The following is a 22,662-nucleotide window of genomic DNA, read 5'->3' as shown; positions in this document are numbered from 1 at the left end:
CAATACCGGCACTTTCAAGCTGACTGACAATCCAGTCCGCCAGTGCCTTTAATATCCGCCGACAGTTACCCAGGTAGCGCTCAATCTGGTCTCCCCCCTGAAAGGCCTTAACCGCAGCATACTGAATTGGCGCACTGGTTGCGGTAAAGGTTTCACTGGCCACCACTGCCATGGCATCAAGCAACCATTTCAGTTCACTGGGGAAGGTAAAGGTCCCAAGCCGCCAGCCACCGGCTCCTGCCCACTTGCTCAAACCACTGGCGATGATGGTTCCTTCCGGGTAATAACGCGCGATAGACTGATGATTAGCTCCGTAATTGAGCTCCCCGTAAATCTCATCAGACAGTAGGATGATCCGGTATTTTCTGGCAACCCCTGCTAACTGCTGCAGCTGATCCGGGCTGTAGGAACAGCCGGTGGGATTGTTCGGATAGTTAAGGATAACGATCCGTGGTTTGTGAGGATCATCTTGACAGAAGGCTTCCAGTTCTTCCGGCGTCAGCAGCCAGTTCTGATTCTCTTCCGTTTTCAGCCAATGTACCGGACGCCCGATAATATGCGCCTGGGGCGCGTAGGAAACCCAGCTCGGCGTCGGAATCACCAGATCCCCGTAGTAGACCAGCTGCAGAATAAACATCAGCTCTTTTGAACCGGGTCCGATGAGGATATTGTCGCTGGAGAAGCCCAAATTCTGGGTTCGGCGATAATAGCCGGCAATCGCTTCACACAATGCCGGCAATCCCTTGACCGGCAGATAATCCTTCTGGTGAGCATTGTTTTGCAACTCTTGAACCACCGGGCGCGGTACCGGAAAGGGTGACTGCCCCAGCCCCAATTTAAACACCTGCTTGCCTGCAGCGATCAAACGGTTGCTTTCCTCGTTGATGCCGAGGGTTGCTGAAATCGGCAAACCACGGACGTTCAAATTCAGATGCACTTCGTGCTGGTTGCCATTTGCCATGAGTACTTCTCCTGTCGGTATGGTGGATCGTGAAACGTTTTCATTTCTTGTCGATTGTCGACATTATCTTCTAATAAAAAGAAGGTGCAATCGTTTTTTCCTTCGATTGCATCTTGTAAGTTTATCTGTTGCTGCACTCACAAAAAGTCATAGGATGGCTAAACAAAAATTTCGTCCTACAAGGCCTGGTGGTTTTTCAGGGGCGCAGGCATACATAGAGTATGTCAAGGTCCTTAAAAAACGCCGTAACGCCGTAGGGCGGACTTTTTGCGACGCCATCATCTATTTGGCTCAAATAAAACCGGAGGCAGGGCTCTGGTTCCCTTCTGCGGCCCTACATATCGATAAAGCGGCGCAGAAAATCAGCTTCCAGCCGAGCGACCGCAGTTTGAACCTTGCGTTCATGTTCGCCAAGATCAGCGAAGCGGTGTTCCACGACATCGGAGAGCTCCTCCAATGGCGCATCAGCTACAGCATTGCGCACTGAAACCCGCACCTGGTCCCCCTGTTTGACCAGGATCCCTCGGTCTACGGCGACATATTCTTCCACCCCCTCTTCATCTGTTTCTGTACGCCGATAAGCGAGCAGACCCGGCACCAGCGCCGAGACGAAATCAATATGATGGGGCCGCAACCCGAAAGACCCATTCAAGCCGGTGGCGGTAATGCTTGTGACGTCCGTTTCGAGCAGAATGCGGGTCGGGATGTAGATGCTCAATTTCATGCAGCTTCACCCTCGTTGGAATCATTTGCGGGTGCCCTGGCATCATCATCTTCGACCTGATCACCTTTATCTTCCTGCTGTCTCTCCTCTTCTTGGGCGTTTTTCTCAACCTCGTCGATGGAACCAATCATATACAGAACTTTTTCTGAAAAATTGCTGAACTCGTCATCAAGGATACGTTCACATCCATTAAGGGCTTGCTCGAGGGTGACCGATCGACCCGGAGTTCCGGTGAACTGTTCTGTCGTAAAAAAGGGTTGGGTGAGAAATCTTTCGAGACGCCGAGCCCGGAACACGGTCTTGCGATCATCGCGCGACAACTCCTCCATGCCGAGCATGGCGATAATGTCTTTGAGATCTTCGTAGGAAGCCAGGGTTCGACGTATCTCCTGAGCGATGCGATAGTGACGTTCACCCACCACCTGGGGAGTCAACATCTTTGAATTCGATTCGAGGGGATCGATCGCCGGATAAAGCCCTTCGCTTGCCCTTTTGCGGGACAGAACAATCGAAGCCGAGAGGTGCGAGAAGGTATGCACCGCCGCCGGGTCGGTGAGATCATCGGCAGGCACATAGACCGCCTGGATTGAGGTGATCGCGGCGTGCTCGCTGTTGGTGATACGCTCCTGCAGTTCCGAAAGTTCTGAAGCCATCGTTGGTTGATATCCCAGTCGCGATGGCATCAGGCCGAGCAGGCCGGAAAGTTCCATGCCGGCCTGGATAAAGCGGAAGATGTTGTCGACCAGGAACAGCACGTCCTGGCGACGATCATCGCGAAAATATTCCGCCATGGTCAACGCGGTCAGTCCGACCCGAAAGCGACAGCCGGGCGGTTCGTTCATCTGCCCGAAAACCATCACCGTGTTGTCGAGCACCCCTGCATCCTTCATCTCGCGGTAGAGCTCTTCTCCCTCGCGACAGCGCTCGCCGATCCCGCAGAAAATTGAAACGCCCTTATGTTCTCCGACCATGTTGTGGATCAATTCGGTAATCAGTACCGTCTTGCCGACTCCGGCACCGCCGAAGAGTCCCGCTTTGCCGCCGCGTTCCAGGGGAGAAAGGACATCTATCGCCTTGATTCCGGTAGTGAAAATTTCCGATGCCGTAGCCCGGTCGCTTAACCCGGGGGAGTCCTGGTGAATTGAACGGCGTTCCTCGGCCTTTATCGGGTCTTTGCGGTCGATGGTATCGCCGAAGACGTTGAAAACCCGGCCGAGAATGTCGAGGCCGACCGGGGCCTGAAGTGTGCGACCTTGGTCGCGGATGGTGGAACCCAATGCCAGACCCTGGGTCGGTGTCAGGGCGTTGCCGCGTACCGTGTGGGCATCCAGGTGAAGAGCGACCTCCACTAGGATTGAATCATCCTTTCCCGCCACCAGAAGGTTGTTGATGGACGGCATCTGGTCAGGAAAACGCGCCTCCACAACCCCACCAACAACAGAGGTGACAACCCCATGTGTACTTTCATCAGAATTCATTGTGTCAATAGTTTCCGTCCCGAAAATTAAGCTAAGGATGAAAAGCGCTGTTGCTGCAACGCTTGCGTTGAATATAGTACAGACAACGTATCACTTGACCTCGACTTGTCAAGCTTACCACGTCCCTTGAGCTCTATCCGGGCTTCTTCTGGTGAGGATATTTTTTAAAAGGCGGTTCACGATCAGGGGCCGATGGAAAGGTCGCCTGGACGGGTGAATTTCATCATCCGAAGATGATCGGGCGAAGTCACTTTCCATCATCCGTGACCGGTGTTTGTCGCCATAAATGGCGACAAACACCCTTGACAAAGGACCCCGACCTTGCGCAAGGACATAGCTCAATAGTTACAAAAACTTCTAAAATATCACCGGCGATTGACGGTCTCTTTGGATGATATGTCTATTCCCTTGAAAAGCTGCTCACATCACTCCCGGAACAACCAGGGTGACTGCTGCCGAAGTCGCTCCTCAAAAGCCTCTATCGCCGAAACCTTTTCCAGAGTCAGAGCAATATCGTCCAGCCCGCCCAGCAGACAATGTTTACGGAATGGATCGATAGCAAAAGGATAAATTGTTCCAGCCGGTGTAATGATGGCCTGCTGTTCGAGGTCAATCGTCAGTTGATAGTTGGGGGTTGTTTCTACCGCGTGGAACAGCAGATCCACTGTTTCGCCCGGTAAAATGAGCGGGAGGATGCCGTTTTTGAAGCAATTGTTATAAAAGATATCGGCAAAGCTGGGGGCGATGATGACCTTGAAGCCGTAGTCGAGCAGGGCCCAGGGAGCGTGCTCACGCGATGAACCGCAGCCGAAGTTGGCGCGGGTCAAGAGGATCCGGGCCCCGGCATAGCGCGGCTGATTGAGAACAAAATCCGGATTGATCGGGCGCTTGCTGCAATCCATATCGGGTTCGCCATGATCGAGATAGCGCCACTCATCGAACAGGAAGGGGCCGAAGCCGGTGCGCTTGATCGATTTGAGAAACTGCTTGGGAATGATCGCGTCGGTATCGATGTTGGAGCGATCAAGGGGGGCAACCAGGCCGGTAAGGGTTTGAAAAGGTTTCATGCCAGCACCTCCAGTTGACGAACATCGATAAAGTGACCGGTCACCGCAGCAGCGGCCGCCATGGCAGGGCTGACCAGGTGGGTGCGGCCTCCTTGCCCCTGGCGTCCTTCAAAGTTGCGATTGGAGGTCGACGCGCAACGTTCGCCCGGTTTGAGGCGGTCGTTATTCATCGCCAGACACATGGAACAGCCGGGTTCGCGCCATTCAAAACCGGCGTCAATCAGGATCTTGTCGAGACCTTCGGCTTCCGCCTGTTGCTTGACCAGGCCGGAACCGGGAACAATCAGCGCCTGCTTGATCGATTTTGCTACCTTACGCCCCTTGACGACAGTAGCTACGGCGCGCAGATCCTCAATACGACCGTTGGTACAGGAACCGATGAAGACGATATCGGGACGGATACTGGCCATCGGCGTACCGGGAGTCAATCCCATGTAGGTCAAGGCGTTGATCATCCCTTCGCGTTTGACCGGATCGGGCTCATGTTGTGGATCGGGAACGCAGGCGTCGATGGTCACCACCATTTCCGGCGAGGTGCCCCAGCTGATCTGGGGCTGCAGATCGCGGGCATCGATGCGAACGACGCGATCAAATTCAGCATCAGGGTCACTGCGAAGCTCCTGCCAGGCCCTTGCCGCCTGTTCCCACAAAGCGCCGGTCGGGGCAAAAGGACGCCCTTGAATATAGTTGATGGTGGTCTGGTCAACGGCGATCAGGCCGGCCCGTGCTCCCGCCTCAATACTCATGTTGCAGATCGTCATGCGCCCTTCCATCGACAGACTGCGGATGGTGGATCCGCCATATTCGATGGTGTAGCCGGTCCCGCCGGCGGTGCCGATGCGCCCGATAATCGCCAGCACAATATCCTTGGCGGTCAGGCCCGGTGGCAGCTCACCATTGACCTCGATCAACATCGATTTTGATTTTTTCTGGATCAGGCACTGGGTTGCCAGCACATGTTCAACTTCCGAGGTGCCGATCCCAAAGGCCAGCGCCCCGAAGGCCCCGTGGGTGGCGGTGTGGGAGTCGCCGCAGACGATGGTCATGCCGGGCAGGGTCGCTCCCTGTTCCGGGCCGATAACGTGGACAATCCCCTGGCGCGGATCATCCATGGCAAACAAGGTGATGCCGAAATCTTTGCAGTTTTTTTCGAGGGTTTCGATCTGCAGGCGCGAGATGGGGTCACTGATGCCGGCAGCGCGATCTTTGGTCGGCACATTGTGATCGGGCACCGCAAGGTTGGCATCGGTGCGCCAGGGTTTGCGTTCGGCCAGGCGCAGCCCCTCGAAGGCTTGAGGTGAGGTGACTTCGTGGAGCAACTGGCGGTCGATATACAGCAGGCTGGTGCCATTTTCATCCTGATTGACGAGGTGGGCGTCCCAGAGTTTATCGTACAGGGTTTTCGCCATGGAGAATCTCCTTGAGAAAGTGTTGGGAATTTGCGTGGTTACTAGTTTAGCCGAATCTCTATCTGGAAAGGTAGGGGCATGGTAAAAAAACAACTGAAATGTCGATCGCATCATAACTTGCCTTATGATGGTTCTTTTGTTAAAAGTAGCGTTTGTAAATATCGGATAATTTACCCCTTGGGAGATTTGAATATGGGATTGATGGCTGGAAAGCGTGGAGTGATTTTTGGTGTTGCCAATGATAAAAGTATTGCCTGGGGAATTGCCCAGCAGCTTCGCGCTGCGGGTGCCGAGCTGGCCTTTACTTATCTGAATGAGGCGTTGGAAAAGCGGGTACGGCCGTTGGCGGAAAGTGTTGATTCTACCATTATCCTGCCCTGTGATGTGCAGAATGAAGACGAAATGGTTGCGGTCTTTGATCAGCTGAAACAAGCCTGGGGCACCGTCGATTTTGTCGTTCACGCGGTCGCCTATGCCAACCGCGAAGATTTGAAAAACCCCTTCAGCCAGACCAGCCGCGATGGCTTCCGCCTGGCTCTCGATGTCAGTGCCTATTCGCTGATTTCCATGACCCGTTGCGCACTGCCGGTAATGACGGCGGGTGGCAGCATTGTAACCATGACCTATCTTGGTTCCGTGCGCTCTGTTCCCGAGTACAACGTCATGGGCGTTGCCAAAGCGGCCCTCGAGTCGTCAGTACGTTATCTGGCGGCCGAACTGGGGGAAAGGGGGATTCGCGTCAACGCCGTTTCTGCCGGTCCGATCAAAACCCTGGCGGCTTCCGGTATTGCCAATTTCAAGGAAAAACTACGGGTAGCAGAAGAGCGTTCACCGCTGAAAAGACTGGTGACCCAGGAGGATGTCGGCAAGGCCTCCCTCTACCTGCTCTCTGATCTTGCTTCGGGGGTGACCGGAGAAATCCACTACGTTGATGCCGGATTCAACTTCAATGCCGGCTAGTCCCGGCTGTTACCCTGATCCTGCTGAAAAGGCCCCGATCGGGGCCTTTATTCGTTGTGATCGTTTTGGCGGCTGGCGATGATTGAGGGTAAAACCAGCGGGCTGAAGGCCGGGCAGATCAAGGCGCTGGAACGCATCTATCGGCGCAAAGTTCCCGCTAATGAGTTGATCAGTGCCGACCTGGCGCGCTATCTCACCGAACTTTCCCGCGACATCGAACGCCAGATCGGGTTGATTATCGATCGTGCTGGATCTATCCATCACGTTATTGTCGGCGATGATCGCGAAATTGTTATCCCCGATCTGTCACGTTTTGGTCTCGGGCGTAGCGGCCTGCGTGGCCTGCGCTGTGTCCATACCCACCTCAAACAGGAACCCCTCAATCAGGACGATATCGCTGACCTTGAGCTGTTACGCCTTGACCTGATGGCTGCTATCGGCGTGCGTGACGACGGCCTCCCCGGACCGCTGATTTATGCACACCTCCTCCCGACCGCCGATAAAGCCCAGATTGAAACCATTCATCTCAGTGATTTTCACCGGCTTAAACTTGACTTTTCTGCCTTTATCCAAGCTCTTGATCAGGAGATGGAAGGGCTCGTTGCCGAAACCATCGATCTAAGCGATGGCCGCGAACGAGCACTGTTGATCTCCGTTGCCCAGACCGGACGTGAAGCGGTGGAAGCTTCCATGGCGGAGCTTGAAGAATTGGCCCGCACTGCCAACCTGGTGGTGATCGATCGGGTGATCCAGCGTCCGCGCCAGCTCAATCCACGTTACCTGGTGGGGTCGGGAAAATTGCGTGAAATCGTTATCCGGGCTCTGCAGCAACGCGCCACCCTGCTGGTTTTTGATCAGGATTTGAATCCCAATCAGATTCGTTCCATCTCGCAGATCACCGAGATGAAGGTTATCGATCGCACCCAGTTGATCCTCGATATTTTTGCCCGCCGCGCCCAGTCGCGTGACGGCAAGGTGCAGGTCGAGCTGGCCCAGCTTAAGTATATTTTGCCGCGCCTGACCGGCAAAGGCACGGCCATGTCACGTTTGATGGGGGGGATCGGTGGCCGTGGACCGGGTGAAACCAAGCTGGAGATTGATCGACGCCGTATTCGCGATAAAATCAGGCGCCTGGAAAAGCAACTTGATGAACTCGGGCGTGGGCGCACGCAGCGTCGCCAGAAAAGGGTGCGCGCCGGTCTGCCGATTGTTTCGATTGTCGGCTATACCAACGCGGGTAAATCGACATTATTAAATGCGTTGACACAAAGCGCAGTTTTTACCGAAAATTTACTGTTTGCCACGTTGGATACGGCAACCAGACGGTTGCGCTTCCCTCTGGATCGGGAAGTGATTATTACCGATACGGTCGGTTTTATTCGTGATCTGCCCGAAAGCCTGATCGGTGCCTTCAAGGCGACCCTTGAGGAGCTGGAAGATGCCGATCTGCTGTTGCATCTGGTCGATCTGTCCAATCCCAGCTTTCAAGAGCAAATTCGTGCCGTTGAAAAGATTCTTGATGCTCTCAACCTGGGCCATAGCAAGCGCCTGCTGGTGTTCAACAAAACCGATCAGCTGCCAAAAGAGGAGCTTCCTCATATCTGTCGCCGTTTTAACGCCATTCCGGTGTGCGCCATTGATCGTGGTAGTTTTGGGCCGTTGCTGGACGAAATGCAGCGTCGTTTCTGGCCGGAAGAAATGCTGACCGACTCCTTTGTCGAAACCGGCGCGCAGGACAGCGCCGATCCAACGAGGACTCAGCCACCCCATTCAATGACGGCCGAATAAGGGAAATAATGTGTTAAAATACCGATACCTTCTTGTGTTGTTATGGTTTGTCCCAGTATTGAGCAGCTGCCAACTTGGTTCGGTGGCCCCCTTCCCTGACCCTGACCCTGGCGTGGCTGTCGAAGCGCTTATGCGCGAAGCTGATGTCGCTATAATCCCTGACCAACCCTTTGCCGCTGATTCGCTACTGGTTAACTCGATCCTGGCAAACCAGGAACTCTCCAGTGGCCTACCCGAGTCCCTGGGTAATTTTCTTCAGCCACAGCCGTTACTCCCCTATGCCGGCGATTTTCCGACGTGCGATCATCCGCGGGTGATGGCGTTTCTCGATCGCTATCAGGGGCGGCAGAAACAGACCTTAACCGCCTGGCTGCAACGTTCAGGGCGTTACATCCCCAGGATGCAGCTGGTTTTTGCCAGCGAGGGGGTGCCCCTTGATCTGGCCTATCTGGCGATGATTGAATCCGGTTTTAATGTGCGCGCCTACAGTTGGGCTCATGCTGCCGGGCCCTGGCAATTCATGGAGAGCACCGGGGAGATGTACGGACTGAAAAACGACTGGTGGCAGGATGATCGCCTCGACCTTGAGCGTTCAACCCGCGCTGCTGCCCGTTTTTTAAAAGATCTGCATAAGCGTTTTGATGGCGACTGGTATCTTGCTGTTGCGGCCTATAATGCCGGTCCGGGGCGCGTTTCTCAAGCCATTCGTGCCAGTGGTAGTCGTGATTTCTGGGATCTGGCCGATGGCCGGGTATTGCGCCCCGAAACGATCGAATACGTCCCCAAGTTACTGGCAGCCCTGCATCTGATCAGTAACCCGGAAGCTTACGGTTTTGCCGACCTTGAGCTGGCCGATCCCATCGATTACGAAGTGGTAGCTGTTGCAACCCAGACCGATCTGGAAATCATCGCTGAATTAAGCGGGGCCGGTTATCAGCAGATCAAGGAACTCAATCCGGCGTTGAAGCGCTGGTCGACGCCGCCGGGAGTTGAAAATTATCAGGTGCGGGTGCCGGTAGGAACGGCAGAGAGGTTTCAGCAGTTGTATGCTGAGCTGCCTGCTGATCAACGTGTTCGCTATCATCGTCATCAGATCAAGTCCGGAGATACCCTGCTGGCACTTGCCCAGCGTTACCAGATTCAGGTTGATGACATTATGGCGCTGAACAATATCAGTAATCCACGGGCTCTGCAGGTTGGCCGAGATCTGATTTTACCGTTGCGTGAAGGGTTCACCCAGCGCCCGGTGGAGTCGCTGGCCGATAGCTATGTGCGTAGTCGGCGCCGCAGCTACACCGTGCAGGCGGGTGACAGCCTCTGGTCGATTGCCAGGCGTTTCGAGGTAACCGAAAAACAACTGCGCGTCTGGAACACTCTGGGGTGGAGCAATATGCTGCGTCCAGGCCAGGTGTTGCTGGTTTCTCAGCCTTCAAGCCGTGTTGCAACCCAGATCGGTACTACAATGCAACCGACAGCCGAGGTGATTTACCAGGTTGAACCCGGCGACACCCTGTGGGGGATTGGCCGCCGCTTTGCGGTTAATACCGACCAGATCCGCCAGTGGAATGATCTGACCCGTGAGCATGTTTTGCGCCCCGGCCAGAAGCTTACTCTGCTGGTTCCCGCTGGTCGCCGGGGTTGATGACCTAGCCTCTTCCGCTTAGCGCAATGCATCCTTTTTATCAGTTCAGCACCGGGCCGGAAATCCTGTGCCAAGGGACGTTTTTCGCCGTCCATGGCAGCTTGACTGTCGCCGTCCCGGGCGACAGACACCCTTGTCACCGGATCCCCGACCCTGTGACAACGATGGGGCTGAATAATTACCCTTTTTTTTGACTTTTAGCAACCGGATTGCTATAAGGATTTCGCGGTTTTTACCGCTGTTTTGTTGCCGTATTTTTCCCCCGAATTTTTTACCAGAAGGATCCTTAAGGCTATGCTTAATTTGCTGATTTCGATTACCGCATCAATTTTTACTACCGCCTTGATGCTGCGCTTTGTGACGGATAATACCTGGATTGCCATGGCCGTTTCGACACTGGTTTTTCTGGCGATTTTTATTCTGATTACCCGTATTGTGATGAAAAAAGTGGGCGTGCTGATGCAGTCGGCACAAAAGGATGTTCTGGCCAACCGTGGGGATCGCGCGATCAAATCACTGCAGGGGGGGATGAAGTACGGTGCCTGGCAGTTTTATGTCAAACCGCAGATCAATTCCCAGATCGGCAGCATCCACTACCTCAAGCGCGAGTTCAATGAGGCTCTTCCCTATCTGGAAAAGGGGTTTGTGCGTAACTGGGTCAGCATGGCGATGCTGGGTATCAGTTACATGAAAAAAAACAAGCGCAATAAAATGCACGCCACCTTTGATAAAGCCATGACCGGCAACCGAAAAGAGCCGATGATCTATGCCCTTTATGCCTACTGTCTGGATCAGATCGGAGAACGCAACAAGGCGATCGAGGTGCTACAGAAGGGTATCAAGAAAACCGGCGGTGATGAACGTCTCAGTGAAAATGTGGCTTTGCTGGAGGCGGGTAAAAAAATGAAAATGAAGGGTTTTGGTGACGCCTGGTATCAGTTCCATCTTGAAAAACAGGGAGCGATCATCAAAAAACAGACCAAAGCCCTCACCGGACGCCGCAAGCAGGTGCTCAGGTAGCAAGAAATGGCCAAGAATAAGCAAACAAAACCCGTTGGCAGCAAACATCTTAACAACCCCTTTGGCTCGCTGAAGGGGTTTGCTGTTTCCGCAGGGCAACCTCCGGCTTCGGTACCGGTTACGGGCCCTGCTGACGAATCCTTGTCAGCTGCGGACGAAGCAGTTGACTTTGATGCGCAGATGGCACGTTTTGGGGTGCAGCGCCTGAATTCTGAAGAGCTGAGAGGAGATCATGATCGCGCCGAGCCATTAGTGGATAGTGAGTCAGGCCCGCAGGCTTGCGATCAGGATCTTTTTTTGTCGGCGATGAAGGGTCTGAATGTGGTCTTTGCTGACACCTTTAACGACGACGAGCCGCTGTCGCCCGGCGCGCCACGGCGAATGAAGCAACTGCGCCGTGGCACCCTGGTTCCCGAGGCAACTCTCGATTTGCATGGTGCTGTGCGTCAGGATGTTGAAGCAAAACTGACCTCATTTATTGCCAACGCGCGCTATCATGGCTGGCAGGTACTGCTGGTGATTACCGGCAAAGGGCTGCATTCGCCCGAAGGAGAAGGGGTTCTACGATCGGCGGTCGAAGAATTTTTACAGCGTGGCAAAAGTGATCTGGTAGCCGAGTGGGGTCGCGCTCCGCGCCGGTACGGCGGTGATGGCGCTATCGTATTGTTTCTGCGCCGTCAGCAGGAAGGATAGGTTACTGCTACAGCATTCACCTTTCGATCGCCGCCCTTGTGTGATAAATTCATTAAGAAAGGAATCATCGTGACGATCACATCGATTGGTTGGTTTCTCAAGTTGATGTGGGTTTTTCCTGCGGACATTAAACCCTTTATTGTAAAGAGTCCCTGTTGATGCCATCCGATGCGAATATGACTCTCGACGCGATCATTGATCGCGCCCTTGCCGCTCTTGCTCCAATTGACCCACAGCAGCAGGCTGGAGATGCTCCTCTACGGGCGTTACGGGCGCGGCAAGAGGAAGGAACCTTTCGGTTGGCGGTACTGGGGCAATTCAAACGCGGTAAAAGCACCTTTTTAAATGCTCTGCTGGGCGTAGATCTGCTGCCTACGGATATCCTGCCTGTCACCGCTATACCGACCTTTATTCGCACTGGCGATTCGGTAACGGCCAAGGTGTTTTTTTTCAACCAGACCGATCCGGTGAGCTTTGATGCAAAACAGGGGGGGAGCTTTGGTGATTTTCTGCAGGTCTACGTAACCGAAGCAGGAAATCCCGATAACCATCTTCAGGTGGAGCGGGTTGAGATCGGTCATCCGGCGGAGATTCTTAAACAGGGAGTGGTGCTGGTTGATACTCCGGGGATTGGATCAACCTTTAAGCACAATACCGAAGTTGCTTATCAGATTCTGCCGCACTGCGATGCTGCGCTGTTTCTGGTGTCCCCGGATCCGCCGATTACCGAAGCCGAAATTACCTACCTGCGCGAAGTGCGTGAACTGCTGCCGCGAACCTTTTTTCTTTTGAACAAGGTCGACTTTCTCAATGAAAAGGAAAAAGTCGTTTCCTTGACCTTCCTTGCTGATCAGCTTCAGCCCCTTTTTGACGGCGCGCCGCAGGTGTTGCCCATCTCCGCCAAAAGCGGTCTGGCCGCCAGGTTGACGCAGGATAAGGATCTGTGGAAAAGCAGCGGCATGTATCGGGTAGAACAGAATCTGATTGATTTTTTCGCGCGCGAAAAGCAGCTGACCCTCGAGTTATCGTTGCGGCGCCGACTCAAGGATCAGCTCAATACCCAGATCATGCATTTGCAGTTGTCCCTTGAGGCGCTGCGTTTGCCGGAGCTCGATCTGAAAAAGCGGATTGCCATGTTTCACGAAATCCTGCCCGCCATTGAGCGGGAGAAACAGGCTTCAGCTGATGTTCTTGCCGGTGATCTGAAGCGGATTGTCACGGCCTTGACCCAGCAGATTGAGGCGCTGCGAACAGCGGCCAAACAGCGGATTATGCCGAAGGTGGAAGGGGTGATTCAGGGGGTAGCGGATACCGAAGAGTTGGAGCGGCAGGTACGTGCCATTGTTGCAACCCAGTTGCCGATATTTTTTGCCCCGGCACTGCGCCAGGTTGATGATGCCATCAGGCGACAGGCGACAGAGATCCTTTCTATGCATCAGAAACGCTGTGAGCAGCTGATCGAACAGGTTTGTCAGGCAGCAGCGGAGCTTTTTAATGTTCCCTATCATGCGCCACTGGTAGAGAGGGTATACGCCCATTTTGATCCGCCGGGCTGGAGTCAGGACCTGTTTATTTCAGATATGGATCCCATCGGCCAAAAAATTTCCCGTAAGCTGATGACCAAGCGTTTCCGTCATCGGTGCACAGTACAGCGCCTGCGCGAGCAAACGCAAAAACTCCTCAACGAGAATACCGAGCAGATGAACTGGGCTTTAAGGCGCGGGCTGGATGAGAGTTTTCGGCGTTATGGTTTTGAGCTCGATGAGCAGCTTGCCAAGGTGATTGCCGCAACCCGAGCAGCGATGGACATTGCCCTGCAGAAAAAAGCCAACCAACATCAGCAGATTGAAGATCAGATCACTCTGCTGGAGCGTACCATTGCCGAGTTGCAGAACCTGGCGCAGGAATGTCTGGTGCCGGAAGAGTCAAACTGAATAATTCCCCTTTTCAGGACTCCGGGGGTATCGCGTCGGTTGTTTCTGCCGGCGCTGCTGCCGCTTTGGTCGGCTTGGTTCGGCGCCGGCGCTGAGGGGTCCTGGTTGCGGTTGTCCCGGTCGGCGGGGTCTGCTCCTGGTTGGCCCCGTTGCTTGTTGTGGCTATTTTGTTCTCCGCCGTTTCTGTGACAACTTCCTTTGTGTCTGGCTTTTGTGTAACGCTTTCTTTGTCCCCTGCCGCTGTCATCGCGGTGGTTTTGCGGCTACGGCGTGGGCGTTTTGGCGCTGGTTTGTCAGCTGGAGCGTCCTGGGTCTTTTGCTCCGTTTTTTCCGCATTTTCTGGAGCTACTGGAGTAGATCTTTTGGAAGTAGAGCCTTTGGCCGCAGATTGCCGGGGCTTACGTGCTGGTTTCTTCCCCTTGTCAACCGCATCCTGCCCAGATGGTGTTGAATCTGCTGTTATCTCTATTGCCGGCTGTGGGGTATTATCCACATCTGCTGTTGCAACGACGGCTTCCTTTTCTTGAGCAGTTGTCTCGTCTGCCTGGATGCTTTTCGCCGTCGTTTTGCGTGGCCGGCGTGGTCGGCGTTTGGGCTTTTCCTCAGCTGTTGGAGGCGTTTCTGCGGTTTCTGCGATAGCGGTCATTGAGGTGGCAGGTTGGCTGTGTTGGCTGTCAGTTGTCTCTTGCCCAGAGGGTTCAGTCGGCTGCTGTTCGACCCTGGTGGAGGTTTCCTCTGGGGCAGAAGGGTCGGCTGCTGCAGCTTCTTCACCCGAGGTCGGGGTGGGTTGCGCTGCCGGTTTCTTCCGCCGTCTACGACGACGTTTTTTTGCCGGAGCCGGGGTTTCGGCGTTTTCCGGAGATATTACAGCATCGGCCTCGGCAGCTGCTTCCGGGGTATTTACTTGTTCATCCGGGGTTGCTGCTGGATCTATAGCGACCGAGGAATCTGCCTGTTCTTCCTCTAGTTTTGCTTCCGCCAGAGCCATTTCGATCTGGTTGGCATGGGACACCGGTACGTTCTGGATGTCTTCACTGATGTTTTTCTCCCGTTTAAAACTTTCCAGATGGAGTTCGCCGGGAAGCAGATCAGACTGACCAAGGATGGTGACGTTGAGGCCGAGGAGGATTTCAAGCTGGGTAATGGTGTGCCGTTTCTGATTCAACAGGTAGTTGGCGACCTCGTAGGGAACACGTGCTTCTATGTGGCCGATCTGCCCTTTGGCTGCAGCTGTGTGTGCCTGGCGCAGAAAGGCTACTGCCTGGGCTTCGATGCTCTTGATGCGGCCCAGACCGTGACAGTGTGGACACTCCTGATAGGCTCCGACACTTAACACCGGCTTGATGCGCTGGCGACTCATTTCGAGCAGACCAAATTGGCTGATTCTGCCGACAGATACGCGCGCTTTATCGTTTTTCAGGGCTTTGCGCATTTCCTGCTCGATCTCACGAATATGTTTGCGATCGCGCATATCGATAAAGTCGATAACGATCAGTCCCCCCAGATCACGCAGACGCAGTTGACGACCGATTTCCGTCGCGGCTTCCAGATTGGTTTTGGCTGCGGTTGCTTCGATACCGCTTTCGCTCGACATTTTGCCGGAATTGACGTCAATAGCAACCAGCGCTTCCGTCGGGTCGATGACAATGGAGCCGCCGGAGGGCAAGGAGACCTGGTTGCGTGACAGGGCGTCGATCTGTTCCTCAATCTGGTAGCGTGAAAAGATTGGGCGGCGTTCGCGATGGCGTTTGACCAGATGGCCATGCTCGGGCATCACCAGGGCGAAAAAGTCTTTGGTGTCATGGAACACCTTCTCATCATCAACCAGCACTTCGTCCATTTCCGTGCTGAAATAATCTCGGATGGAGCGTATCGCCAGGTTGGACTCCTGATAGAGCTGTGCCGGCGCCTTGACCTGCTCTTTGCGCTGAATAATTCCTTCATAGAGGCGTACCAGATAGTCAAAATCACGCTTGAGTTCTTCTTTTTCCTTACCAATGCCGGCAGTACGAACAATGTAACCCATCTGGTCGGGGAGATTGAGTTCTGCCATGGTATTTTTAAGAACTTTGCGCTGCGCCTCTTCGGTGATTTTTCGTGATACCCCCTTGGTTGTGCTGTCCGGCATTAACACCATGTAGCGGCCGGGCAGGGATAAAAAGGTGGTTAAGGCTGCACCTTTGTTGCCGCGTTCTTCCTTGACGACCTGGACGAGAATTTCCTGACCGCGATGAAGAATGTCGGCAATCCGTGGCCGCCCGGTGGTCTGGTGTCTGGCGGGGTAGAGTTCGGGGTGGATTTCACTGATTTGCAGAAAGCCGAGTTTGTCAGCGCCATAATCAACAAAAGCGGCCTGTAGTCCGGTTTCTACCCGAACCACAACCGCTTTGTAGATGTTTCCTCTGCTCTGTTCCTGGCCGGCCAGTTCGATGTCTAACTCGCTCAGCACACCATCGACGACGATCGCCACCCGATTTTCCTCCGGGTGGGAGGCGTTAATCAACATCTTCTTGCTCATTGGTAAACCTTTCTGTCCGCATTGATGCGGCATCTGGTGGTGAATCACCGCTCCGGACCTCACCGCAATGCGGGGTCGGCAGAACAGTGCCTCAGCACTAAAGAGTAGGGGGTCGCCGGGTAACCAGGGAAGTTGGCGCCCAGCAGGGTGAAATCTATCAGCAGCCTCGACACGACACGGGCCGTGGAAGCACGTTTCATCGTGAGAACATTACTTTTGACGGTCATATACTAGCAGAGAACAGGACCCATTGAATACGGGAATTATCATTGCGCAAGATTTTCTGAAAATTAACCGGCGTTATTCCAGCGGACTGCCAGCGGGTGTATTTTAACTGTTTATTTCAGTGGTTTTTTTGTTAGCCAGGGAATATGCGAAGTGCGCCGGCTGATGGATTTCACCAGAGATCCAGGGAAGTTTTTTGATTTTTTCCCAAATGGATGAATAATCAGTTATAATTATGGCAACTTATAACTGTTGATCGGAATGAGTAAAACGGCCGATAAGGAGAATCTTATGATCAAAAGCAATGTCTGGACCCCACAGATGGAAGCTATGCTGCAGGCGTGGTATAAGCAACAGCAGCTGGCCGATCAAGGCAAGCCGGCGACCTGTGTCACCCTGACCCGTGAATTTGGTTGTCAAGCCCATGCGCTGGCCGGGGCCTTGCAAAAACGCCTCAATGCCCGCACCAAGGGGGAACCATGGGTTATCGTTGGCCGTCAGGTTATCGATGAGGTGGCCAAGATGTCGGGCTTTACTGTAGATCAGATCGAAAAATCAGAAAATACCCCGTCCTCGCTGAAAGCTATTCTCTCTATGTTTCTTGACCGCACCAATGCTGAAGAAACTGAAATATTCGCCCATATGCGTCGCGTAATTCGTGGTTTTGCCGAGCGCGGAAACTGCATTATCATTGGTCGTGGGGCTCCTCATATTACCCAGGATCTGGCGAACTGTATTCACCTGCGGCTGGTGGCACCGCTGGCATATAAAATTGATACCATCTCCAGCAAATACGGCATGAATCAGGCTGAAGCCCGCGATCATATTGACAGGCTGCAGGGGCAGCGCGAGGCTTTTGTCCAGCGTTTTGTCAACGAGCGTACTGACAACCCCACCCTCTACCATCTGATTATGAATAATGCGCGGATGGATACTGAAGGGCTTGCACTGCTGATAGATGGTTATATACAACGGTTACAACAGTCTTAACCGGACAGCGAACAGCCGTTAGCAGGGCACTCAACAGCGATGTTGTTTATTGAACATCATAAAAAATGGAGGTTTCCGCAGGGGACCCTCCGTTTTTTATGATATCTGGTTGCCACCTTGTTGTATAAGTGGGTTCCCGTCATTCTTTACTAACCAATAATGTCGACAGATTTTTATGCTGCAGCTTAAAAACATTGATAAATATTTTGCTGATCGCCGCTTGTTTGCCGCTATCGATTGGCATATTCGCCCAACTGATCGGATCGGTCTGTGCGGTGCCAATGGTGCCGGCAAATCGACCCTGCTCAAACTTCTTGCCGGTCTGGTAGAGCCTGATGGTGGCACCATGCAGGTTGCCAAAGGGACGACTTTTGGTTATTTGCCTCAAGAAGGGTTGGTGCACCAGGGCCGATCCCTGGTTGTTGAGGCGCGCAGCGCATTGGCCCAGTTGCAGCAGATGGAAAAAGACATCCGTCGGCTGGAGAGTTCTTTCAGTGCCCAGACAGCCTCTGCCGAGTTGGAACATTACGCACACTTGCAGCAGGAGTTTGAACGGCGCGGCGGCTACCTGATGGAAACGGAGGTTGGCAAGGTTCTTCATGGTCTGGGATTTTCTGCAGAGGATTTCGACAAGCACTGCGAACATTTTTCCGGCGGCTGGCAGATGCGCATTGCTCTGGCCAAGTTGTTGCTTCAGCGCCCCAATCTGTTATTGCTCGATGAGCCGACTAACCATCTTGATCTGCCGGCCCGGGACTGGCTGGAGGGGTATCTGCAGAACTATCCTTACGCCGTGGTTCTGGTGTCCCATGATCGCTTTTTCCTCGATCAGGTCGTTACCCGGATTGTCGAAGTCTGGAACGGCGCCCTGACTGAATATCCCGGGAATTACAGTCGCTATGTTAGTGCCCGTGATGAACGCATCGCCGCCCTTAAAGCCGCCAAACAGCAACAGGATGAAGAAATTGCGCGGACTGAGGCATTCATCAACCGCTTTCGTTACCAGGCCAACAAGGCGGCCCAGGTGCAGAGCCGGGTGAAGCAGCTGGATAAGATTGAGCGGATTTTTCTGCCACCGGAGCGCAAAAAAATCTCTTTCAGTTTTCCTGCGCCGCCCAAAGGTGGGCGGATCGCCCTGAGTCTGAAAGGGGCGTCGCAGCACTATGGCGCACTAAAGGTGTTGGAGCAGATTGACCTTGATATTCTGCAAGGGGAGCGCGTTGCCCTGGTCGGTCCGAATGGTGCCGGCAAATCGACCCTGATGCGCCTGTTGGCCGGCGTCGAAAAGCCGGTTAACGGCAAGCGTGTGGCGGGGCACAATCTGCTGCAGGCGTATTTTGCCCAGGATCAGGCAGTAACTCTTGATTCAGCCCGCAGCGTTTATGCCGAGCTGATGGCTGATGCGCCAGTGGCGATGGTGCCGCGCTTGCGCAACATTCTCGGGTCATTCCTGTTTTCCGGTGATGATATCGAAAAACCGGTTAAAGTTCTTTCCGGCGGTGAACGCAATCGCCTGGCTCTGGCCAAGCTGTTGTTGCATCCAGCCAATTTACTGCTGCTTGATGAACCCACCAATCACCTTGATTTGCAGTCAAAAGAAGTGCTCCTTGAGGCGTTGAAAAAATATCAGGGAACCATTGTTTTTGTTTCTCATGATCGCTATTTTGTCGATGCCCTGGCCTCCCGGGTAGTTGCTGTTGGTGGCGCTGCCATTGACTCTTATCCGGGTAATTATGGAGATTTTCTGGCGGCTCGTCAGCAACTGGGTGATCTAACCCATAGCGCCAAGCGGGTTGAACAACATGCCGATAAAGATTCTACAACAGAGTCGCGAGAAGATAAGGACGACCGCCTTAAAGCCCATGCACAACGCAAAGAGGAGCAGCGGCGGCACCAACGGCGCGAGCGTGAACTGAGGATTTTGGAAGAGCATATCGAGCAGGCAGAAGGGGCATTGGCCAAACTCGAAAAAACCATGGCACAGCCGGAACTCTATCAGGATCAGGAACAATGGCGGCACATTAGTCAGAACCACGAGCAGTTGCGCCGGCAGCTGGATGATATGTATCTGTCCTGGGAGCAACTGCAGGAGAGCTGAATCGCGCCAACAGTTCTTCAATAGTGCAGATTATCAGTTTTTTTTGTTACGATGCGTCGATTGTTTGGTTGCTGCAAGGAAGCAGAGTGTCAGTCTGGGAGAAACAGATGGTGAATTTACCCAAAGGAAAAGCTGTACGTCCGCAGGTCAATCCGGCCCGTATCAATCTGCCGGAAGCCATGGCCAAGTTGCGCGCCGGTAAATTTACCGGTTATCTGCGTTTCGATGCCCCGCAGGGTGCCGGCGTTGTGCTTTTTCAGAGGGGTAAATTAATCAGTTCGATTTTTGTCGCCAGCGAAAAGGGCTCCCGGCAGATTGCCTATGATGCTATTGCCAGAATTTTTGAAATGTCGATTATGGGTGACGCCCGCCTCAATATCTATCAATTGTCGGCTGATCTGGTCATTTCAGTACACGCGCTGTTGCAGGGGCGTTACTTGCATCGGGGGGAAGATTTAAGCCATTTCGATGTGGCTGCCATGCTTGAACAGATCAGCGCAGAAGGGCTTAACGTTTGTGTGCGGGTCCATGCCGTTGATCGCACGACCCTGATCTTTTACGACAGTGGTTATCCGCTGGGCTTTTTTCTCGAAGGGATGACAGATCTGCTACAGGAGGTTGATGTGACGAAGTCAGTAGCGGCATTGCCTGGCGCGCGCCTTGATCTGGTGGAAATCCAGAATCCTGACCAGATTGTTCTGGCCGACCTGATGGGTTCAGCAGATCTGGCCCCAATCTGGCGAAAGGCCCGTAAGGAATGGCTTGAGGAGCGTCGTCAGTATGAGGAAAGTCAGATCCCGTCGCAGTAAACAGGGATTGCGCTAGCGCCGCGGCGGCTTGACCGCCTGATCAAATTTTAGCAAAAATCCTGCCGATAGTTGACCGGTTAGGTCGGTTAGTTTATACATTGAAGTTCATCAGTTTTCTTAATGTCGTGACAAATCAGGAGGTTGACCATGAAAAGAATGGTAGTGTTGTGTATGTCGTTTGTGCTGTGCCTTGCCGTCACCGGTGTTTCTGCCGAGACCATCAAACTGGGTGTCGCCGGTCCTCATTCCGGTGATCTTGCTCCCTATGGTATTCCTACCATGCGTGCCGCTCAATTGGTGGTCAAGCAGATCAATGAGCAGGGCGGCGTTCTTGGCAAGCAGGTTGAATTATTGATTCAGGATGACCAGTGTAATCCGAACATTGCTACCAACGTGGCAACCCGCCTGGTCAGTGATGGTGCCCACGTCGTGCTGGGGCACATCTGTTCCGGTGCCACCCGTGCTGCCCTTGGCACCTACCGCGAAGCCAAGATTCCGGTTATGTCGCCGTCAGCGACCAATCCGCCGCTGACCCAGAGTGGCGAATATCCCAACTTTTTCCGTACCATCGCCTCGGATGATATGCAGGCAAAACTGGCAGTTGATTATGCTGTGAACACCCTTGGCGTCAAGAAAGTTGCTGTGCTGCATGATCGTGGCGATTATGGTCGTGGCTTTGCTGAGTTCGCCAAACAGACTCTTGATGAAAAAGAAATTGAGGTTGTTCTGTTTGAAGGAATCACTCCCGGCGCCATGGACTATTCTTCAATCATCCAGCGGGTCCGCCGCGAAGGGGCTGATTCGTTGATTTTCGGGGGCTATCACCCCGAAGCCTCCAAACTGGTGACCCAGTTGGAGCGTCGGCGGGTTGATGCCGTCTTCATCTCTGACGACGGGGTGAAGGATGAAAGCTTTCTCAATGTTGCCGGATCCGCTGCCGAGGGTGCCTATATGACCGGACCCAAGGATCTTTCCGCACTTCCACTAAATAAAGCGGCTGTAGATGCCTTCCAGGCTGCTTATGGTGCCGAACCAGGTGCTTTCTTCCAGGAAGGATATGCTGCGGCTCTGGCGTTGCTCAATGCTGTTCAAAAGGCCGGTAGCACTGATTATGACGCAGTCGTCAACGCGCTGCGCACCGAATATGTTGAGACTCCGGTAGGTCTGATCAAATTCGATGAAAAAGGCGATGCCGAAGGTGTTGGTTTTTCCATGTTCAAAGTGGAAAATGGAACATTTGTCGAAATGCAATAGTTTATGAAGGCAAGCAGGCGGCGATAAAATAGCTGATACCTGTCTATGGACAGCTGGCGGGGGACTGTTCTTTCAGACAGTCCCCCAATCTGTGTTGTGCCGAGATTGTTGTGCTTTGATCCTTAGTTTTTTTCGACTGGATTTCCTTTGCCCCGCACTTTTTCTGATCCGGGTGGTTGTCATTTATGGAATATTTTTTAGAGCTTTTCTTCAGTGGACTGACCCGAGGAAGTATTTATGCCCTGATTGCCCTGGGTTACACCATGGTCTACGGCATCATCCAGTTGATCAATTTTGCCCATGGTGAAATTTACATGATTGGTGCTTTTGTGGCTCTGATCGTGGCCGGAGTCTGTACCATCTACGGGCTCAGCGGGTTTGCAATCTTGATTCTGGCTGCCGCTATTGCCGCTGTTTACGCCGCTGCCTATGGCTATACTCTGGAAAAGATTGCCTACCGGCCGCTACGGGGTTCGCCACGCTTGTCACCATTGATCAGTGCCATCGGTATGTCGATTTTTCTGCAGAATTATGTATTGCTGGCTCAGACCCCTGATTTTCTTCCCTTCCCGCGACTGATTCCCGATTTTGCCTTTATGGATGATGTCGCCCACATTATCGGTTCGCCGGAACTGGTAATTCTGGTCACCACCCTGATAACCATGGTTCTGTTGACCTTGCTGATAAAGAAAACGCGGGTTGGCAAGGCAATGCGCGCAACCCAGCAGGATCTGAACATGGCGCGCCTGGTCGGTATCAATGTTGACCGGGTTATTTCCCTGACCTTTGTCATCGGCTCGGTCCTTGCGGCTATCGGTGGTGTTCTGGTGGCATCCTATATCGGGCAGGTCAGCTTCTATATCGGCTTTTTGGCCGGGATCAAGGCGTTTACTGCGGCAGTTCTGGGGGGGATCGGCTCGATCCCCGGTGCCGTTTTAGGGGGGTTAATCATCGGCTGGTCTGAAAGTTTTGCTGCCGGCTATATCTCGAGTGACTACGAGGATGTTTTGACCTTTGTTCTGCTGGTCGTCATTCTGATCGTCAGGCCGGCCGGAATTCTCGGAAAAGTCCGCAAGCAGAAGGTGTAGGTGA

16 protein-coding genes and 1 pseudogene are annotated in these 22,662 nt (G+C 53.5%); 11 read left to right on the top strand and 6 right to left on the bottom strand.

Annotated elements, in window-relative coordinates; translation table 11 throughout:
• From AC6F7T_RS04850 to leuC, 5 genes and pseudogenes are all read right to left on the bottom strand, one after another.
• On the bottom strand, positions 1-961 hold a 961-nt coding region (locus tag AC6F7T_RS04850), incomplete at its 3' end, for an aminotransferase class I/II-fold pyridoxal phosphate-dependent enzyme (RefSeq protein WP_500716870.1).
• 334 nt (positions 962-1,295) lie between these two features.
• Complete coding sequence (locus AC6F7T_RS04845; protein ID WP_500716869.1) at positions 1,296-1,685, bottom strand: F0F1 ATP synthase subunit epsilon; 390 nt, start codon at positions 1,683-1,685, stop codon at positions 1,296-1,298.
• Positions 1,686-1,774: 89 nt separating this feature from the next.
• Positions 1,775-3,163 (bottom strand): annotated as a pseudogene (atpD, locus tag AC6F7T_RS04840) (F0F1 ATP synthase subunit beta); the annotation flags it as partial.
• Positions 3,164-3,588: 425 nt separating this feature from the next.
• The gene (leuD, locus tag AC6F7T_RS04835) at positions 3,589-4,230 is read right to left on the bottom strand and encodes a 3-isopropylmalate dehydratase small subunit (RefSeq protein ID WP_500716868.1); all 642 of its coding nucleotides are present in this window, start codon (positions 4,228-4,230) and stop codon (positions 3,589-3,591) included.
• A complete protein-coding gene (gene leuC / locus AC6F7T_RS04830) occupies positions 4,227-5,639 on the bottom strand; it encodes a 3-isopropylmalate dehydratase large subunit (RefSeq protein WP_500716867.1) in 1,413 nt (470 codons plus the stop codon). The genes leuD and leuC overlap by 4 nt, the downstream gene beginning before the upstream one ends.
• Positions 5,640-5,840: 201 nt before the next feature.
• On the opposite strand from leuC, the gene fabI reads away from it, so the two are divergent.
• The 6 genes from fabI to AC6F7T_RS04800 all read left to right on the top strand — a co-directional run bounded on the left by fabI (position 5,841) and on the right by AC6F7T_RS04800 (position 13,676).
• The gene (fabI, locus tag AC6F7T_RS04825) at positions 5,841-6,599 is read left to right on the top strand and encodes an enoyl-ACP reductase FabI (RefSeq protein WP_500716866.1); all 759 of its coding nucleotides are present in this window, start codon (positions 5,841-5,843) and stop codon (positions 6,597-6,599) included.
• 78 nt (positions 6,600-6,677) lie between these two features.
• Positions 6,678-8,387 carry a GTPase HflX gene (gene hflX / locus AC6F7T_RS04820; RefSeq protein WP_500716865.1) on the top strand — a complete coding sequence of 570 codons (1,710 nt, stop codon included), beginning with the start codon at positions 6,678-6,680 and terminating at the stop codon, positions 8,385-8,387.
• Positions 8,388-8,445: 58 nt separating this feature from the next.
• Positions 8,446-10,029: a LysM peptidoglycan-binding domain-containing protein gene (locus AC6F7T_RS04815; protein WP_500716864.1), complete on the top strand. Its 1,584-nt coding sequence runs from the start codon at positions 8,446-8,448 to the stop codon at positions 10,027-10,029.
• A 294-nt stretch (positions 10,030-10,323) separates the two neighbouring features.
• Positions 10,324-11,049 (top strand): tetratricopeptide repeat protein, encoded by a 726-nt coding sequence (locus AC6F7T_RS04810; RefSeq protein ID WP_500716863.1) that lies wholly within the window; start codon positions 10,324-10,326, stop codon positions 11,047-11,049.
• A 6-nt stretch (positions 11,050-11,055) separates the two neighbouring features.
• Positions 11,056-11,742, top strand: coding sequence for a Smr/MutS family protein (locus tag AC6F7T_RS04805; RefSeq protein WP_500716862.1), 687 nt, complete (start codon positions 11,056-11,058; stop codon positions 11,740-11,742).
• 158 nt (positions 11,743-11,900) lie between these two features.
• A complete protein-coding gene (locus AC6F7T_RS04800) occupies positions 11,901-13,676 on the top strand; it encodes a dynamin family protein (RefSeq protein ID WP_500716861.1) in 1,776 nt (591 codons plus the stop codon).
• Positions 13,677-13,689: 13 nt separating this feature from the next.
• On the opposite strand, the gene AC6F7T_RS04795 is transcribed toward AC6F7T_RS04800, so the two are convergent.
• Complete coding sequence (locus tag AC6F7T_RS04795; protein WP_500716860.1) at positions 13,690-16,194, bottom strand: Rne/Rng family ribonuclease; 2,505 nt, start codon at positions 16,192-16,194, stop codon at positions 13,690-13,692.
• 516 nt (positions 16,195-16,710) lie between these two features.
• Here AC6F7T_RS04795 and AC6F7T_RS04790 point away from each other — a divergent pair.
• The 5 genes from AC6F7T_RS04790 (at position 16,711) to AC6F7T_RS04770 (ending at position 22,658) form a co-directional block, all read left to right on the top strand.
• Positions 16,711-17,409, top strand: coding sequence for a cytidylate kinase family protein (locus tag AC6F7T_RS04790; RefSeq protein WP_500716859.1), 699 nt, complete (start codon positions 16,711-16,713; stop codon positions 17,407-17,409).
• 175 nt (positions 17,410-17,584) lie between these two features.
• Positions 17,585-19,507: an ATP-binding cassette domain-containing protein gene (locus tag AC6F7T_RS04785; protein WP_500716858.1), complete on the top strand. Its 1,923-nt coding sequence runs from the start codon at positions 17,585-17,587 to the stop codon at positions 19,505-19,507.
• A 107-nt stretch (positions 19,508-19,614) separates the two neighbouring features.
• Positions 19,615-20,316, top strand: coding sequence for a DUF2226 domain-containing protein (locus AC6F7T_RS04780; protein WP_500716857.1), 702 nt, complete (start codon positions 19,615-19,617; stop codon positions 20,314-20,316).
• A 147-nt stretch (positions 20,317-20,463) separates the two neighbouring features.
• A complete protein-coding gene (locus AC6F7T_RS04775) occupies positions 20,464-21,570 on the top strand; it encodes an ABC transporter substrate-binding protein (protein ID WP_500716856.1) in 1,107 nt (368 codons plus the stop codon).
• A 185-nt stretch (positions 21,571-21,755) separates the two neighbouring features.
• Entirely contained in the window at positions 21,756-22,658 is a 903-nt protein-coding gene (locus AC6F7T_RS04770; RefSeq protein WP_500716855.1) for an ABC transporter permease subunit, read from the top strand.
• Positions 22,659-22,662: the final 4 nt, after the last annotated feature.

The organism is Pelovirga sp., from assembly GCF_059864205.1.
The sequence above is the reverse complement of the archived record's forward strand: the minus strand, read 5'-3'. Positions and strand labels throughout refer to the sequence as shown.

What these genes read in the sequence shown, in the direction of transcription:
- AC6F7T_RS04845 (WP_500716869.1), bottom strand. Translation starts at nt 1,685, where the DNA reads ATGAAATTGAGCATCTACATCCCGACCCGCATTCTGCTCGAAACGGAC.
- leuD (WP_500716868.1), bottom strand. Translation starts at nt 4,230, where the DNA reads ATGAAACCTTTTCAAACCCTTACCGGCCTGGTTGCCCCCCTTGATCGC.
- leuC (WP_500716867.1), bottom strand. Translation starts at nt 5,639, where the DNA reads ATGGCGAAAACCCTGTACGATAAACTCTGGGACGCCCACCTCGTCAAT.
- fabI (WP_500716866.1), top strand. Translation starts at nt 5,841, where the DNA reads ATGGCTGGAAAGCGTGGAGTGATTTTTGGTGTTGCCAATGATAAAAGT.
- hflX (WP_500716865.1), top strand. Translation starts at nt 6,678, where the DNA reads ATGATTGAGGGTAAAACCAGCGGGCTGAAGGCCGGGCAGATCAAGGCG.
- AC6F7T_RS04810 (WP_500716863.1), top strand. Translation starts at nt 10,324, where the DNA reads ATGCTTAATTTGCTGATTTCGATTACCGCATCAATTTTTACTACCGCC.
- AC6F7T_RS04805 (WP_500716862.1), top strand. Translation starts at nt 11,056, where the DNA reads ATGGCCAAGAATAAGCAAACAAAACCCGTTGGCAGCAAACATCTTAAC.
- AC6F7T_RS04800 (WP_500716861.1), top strand. Translation starts at nt 11,901, where the DNA reads ATGCCATCCGATGCGAATATGACTCTCGACGCGATCATTGATCGCGCC.
- AC6F7T_RS04795 (WP_500716860.1), bottom strand. Translation starts at nt 16,194, where the DNA reads ATGAGCAAGAAGATGTTGATTAACGCCTCCCACCCGGAGGAAAATCGG.
- AC6F7T_RS04790 (WP_500716859.1), top strand. Translation starts at nt 16,711, where the DNA reads ATGATCAAAAGCAATGTCTGGACCCCACAGATGGAAGCTATGCTGCAG.
- AC6F7T_RS04785 (WP_500716858.1), top strand. Translation starts at nt 17,585, where the DNA reads ATGCTGCAGCTTAAAAACATTGATAAATATTTTGCTGATCGCCGCTTG.
- AC6F7T_RS04780 (WP_500716857.1), top strand. Translation starts at nt 19,615, where the DNA reads ATGGTGAATTTACCCAAAGGAAAAGCTGTACGTCCGCAGGTCAATCCG.
- AC6F7T_RS04775 (WP_500716856.1), top strand. Translation starts at nt 20,464, where the DNA reads ATGAAAAGAATGGTAGTGTTGTGTATGTCGTTTGTGCTGTGCCTTGCC.
- AC6F7T_RS04770 (WP_500716855.1), top strand. Translation starts at nt 21,756, where the DNA reads ATGGAATATTTTTTAGAGCTTTTCTTCAGTGGACTGACCCGAGGAAGT.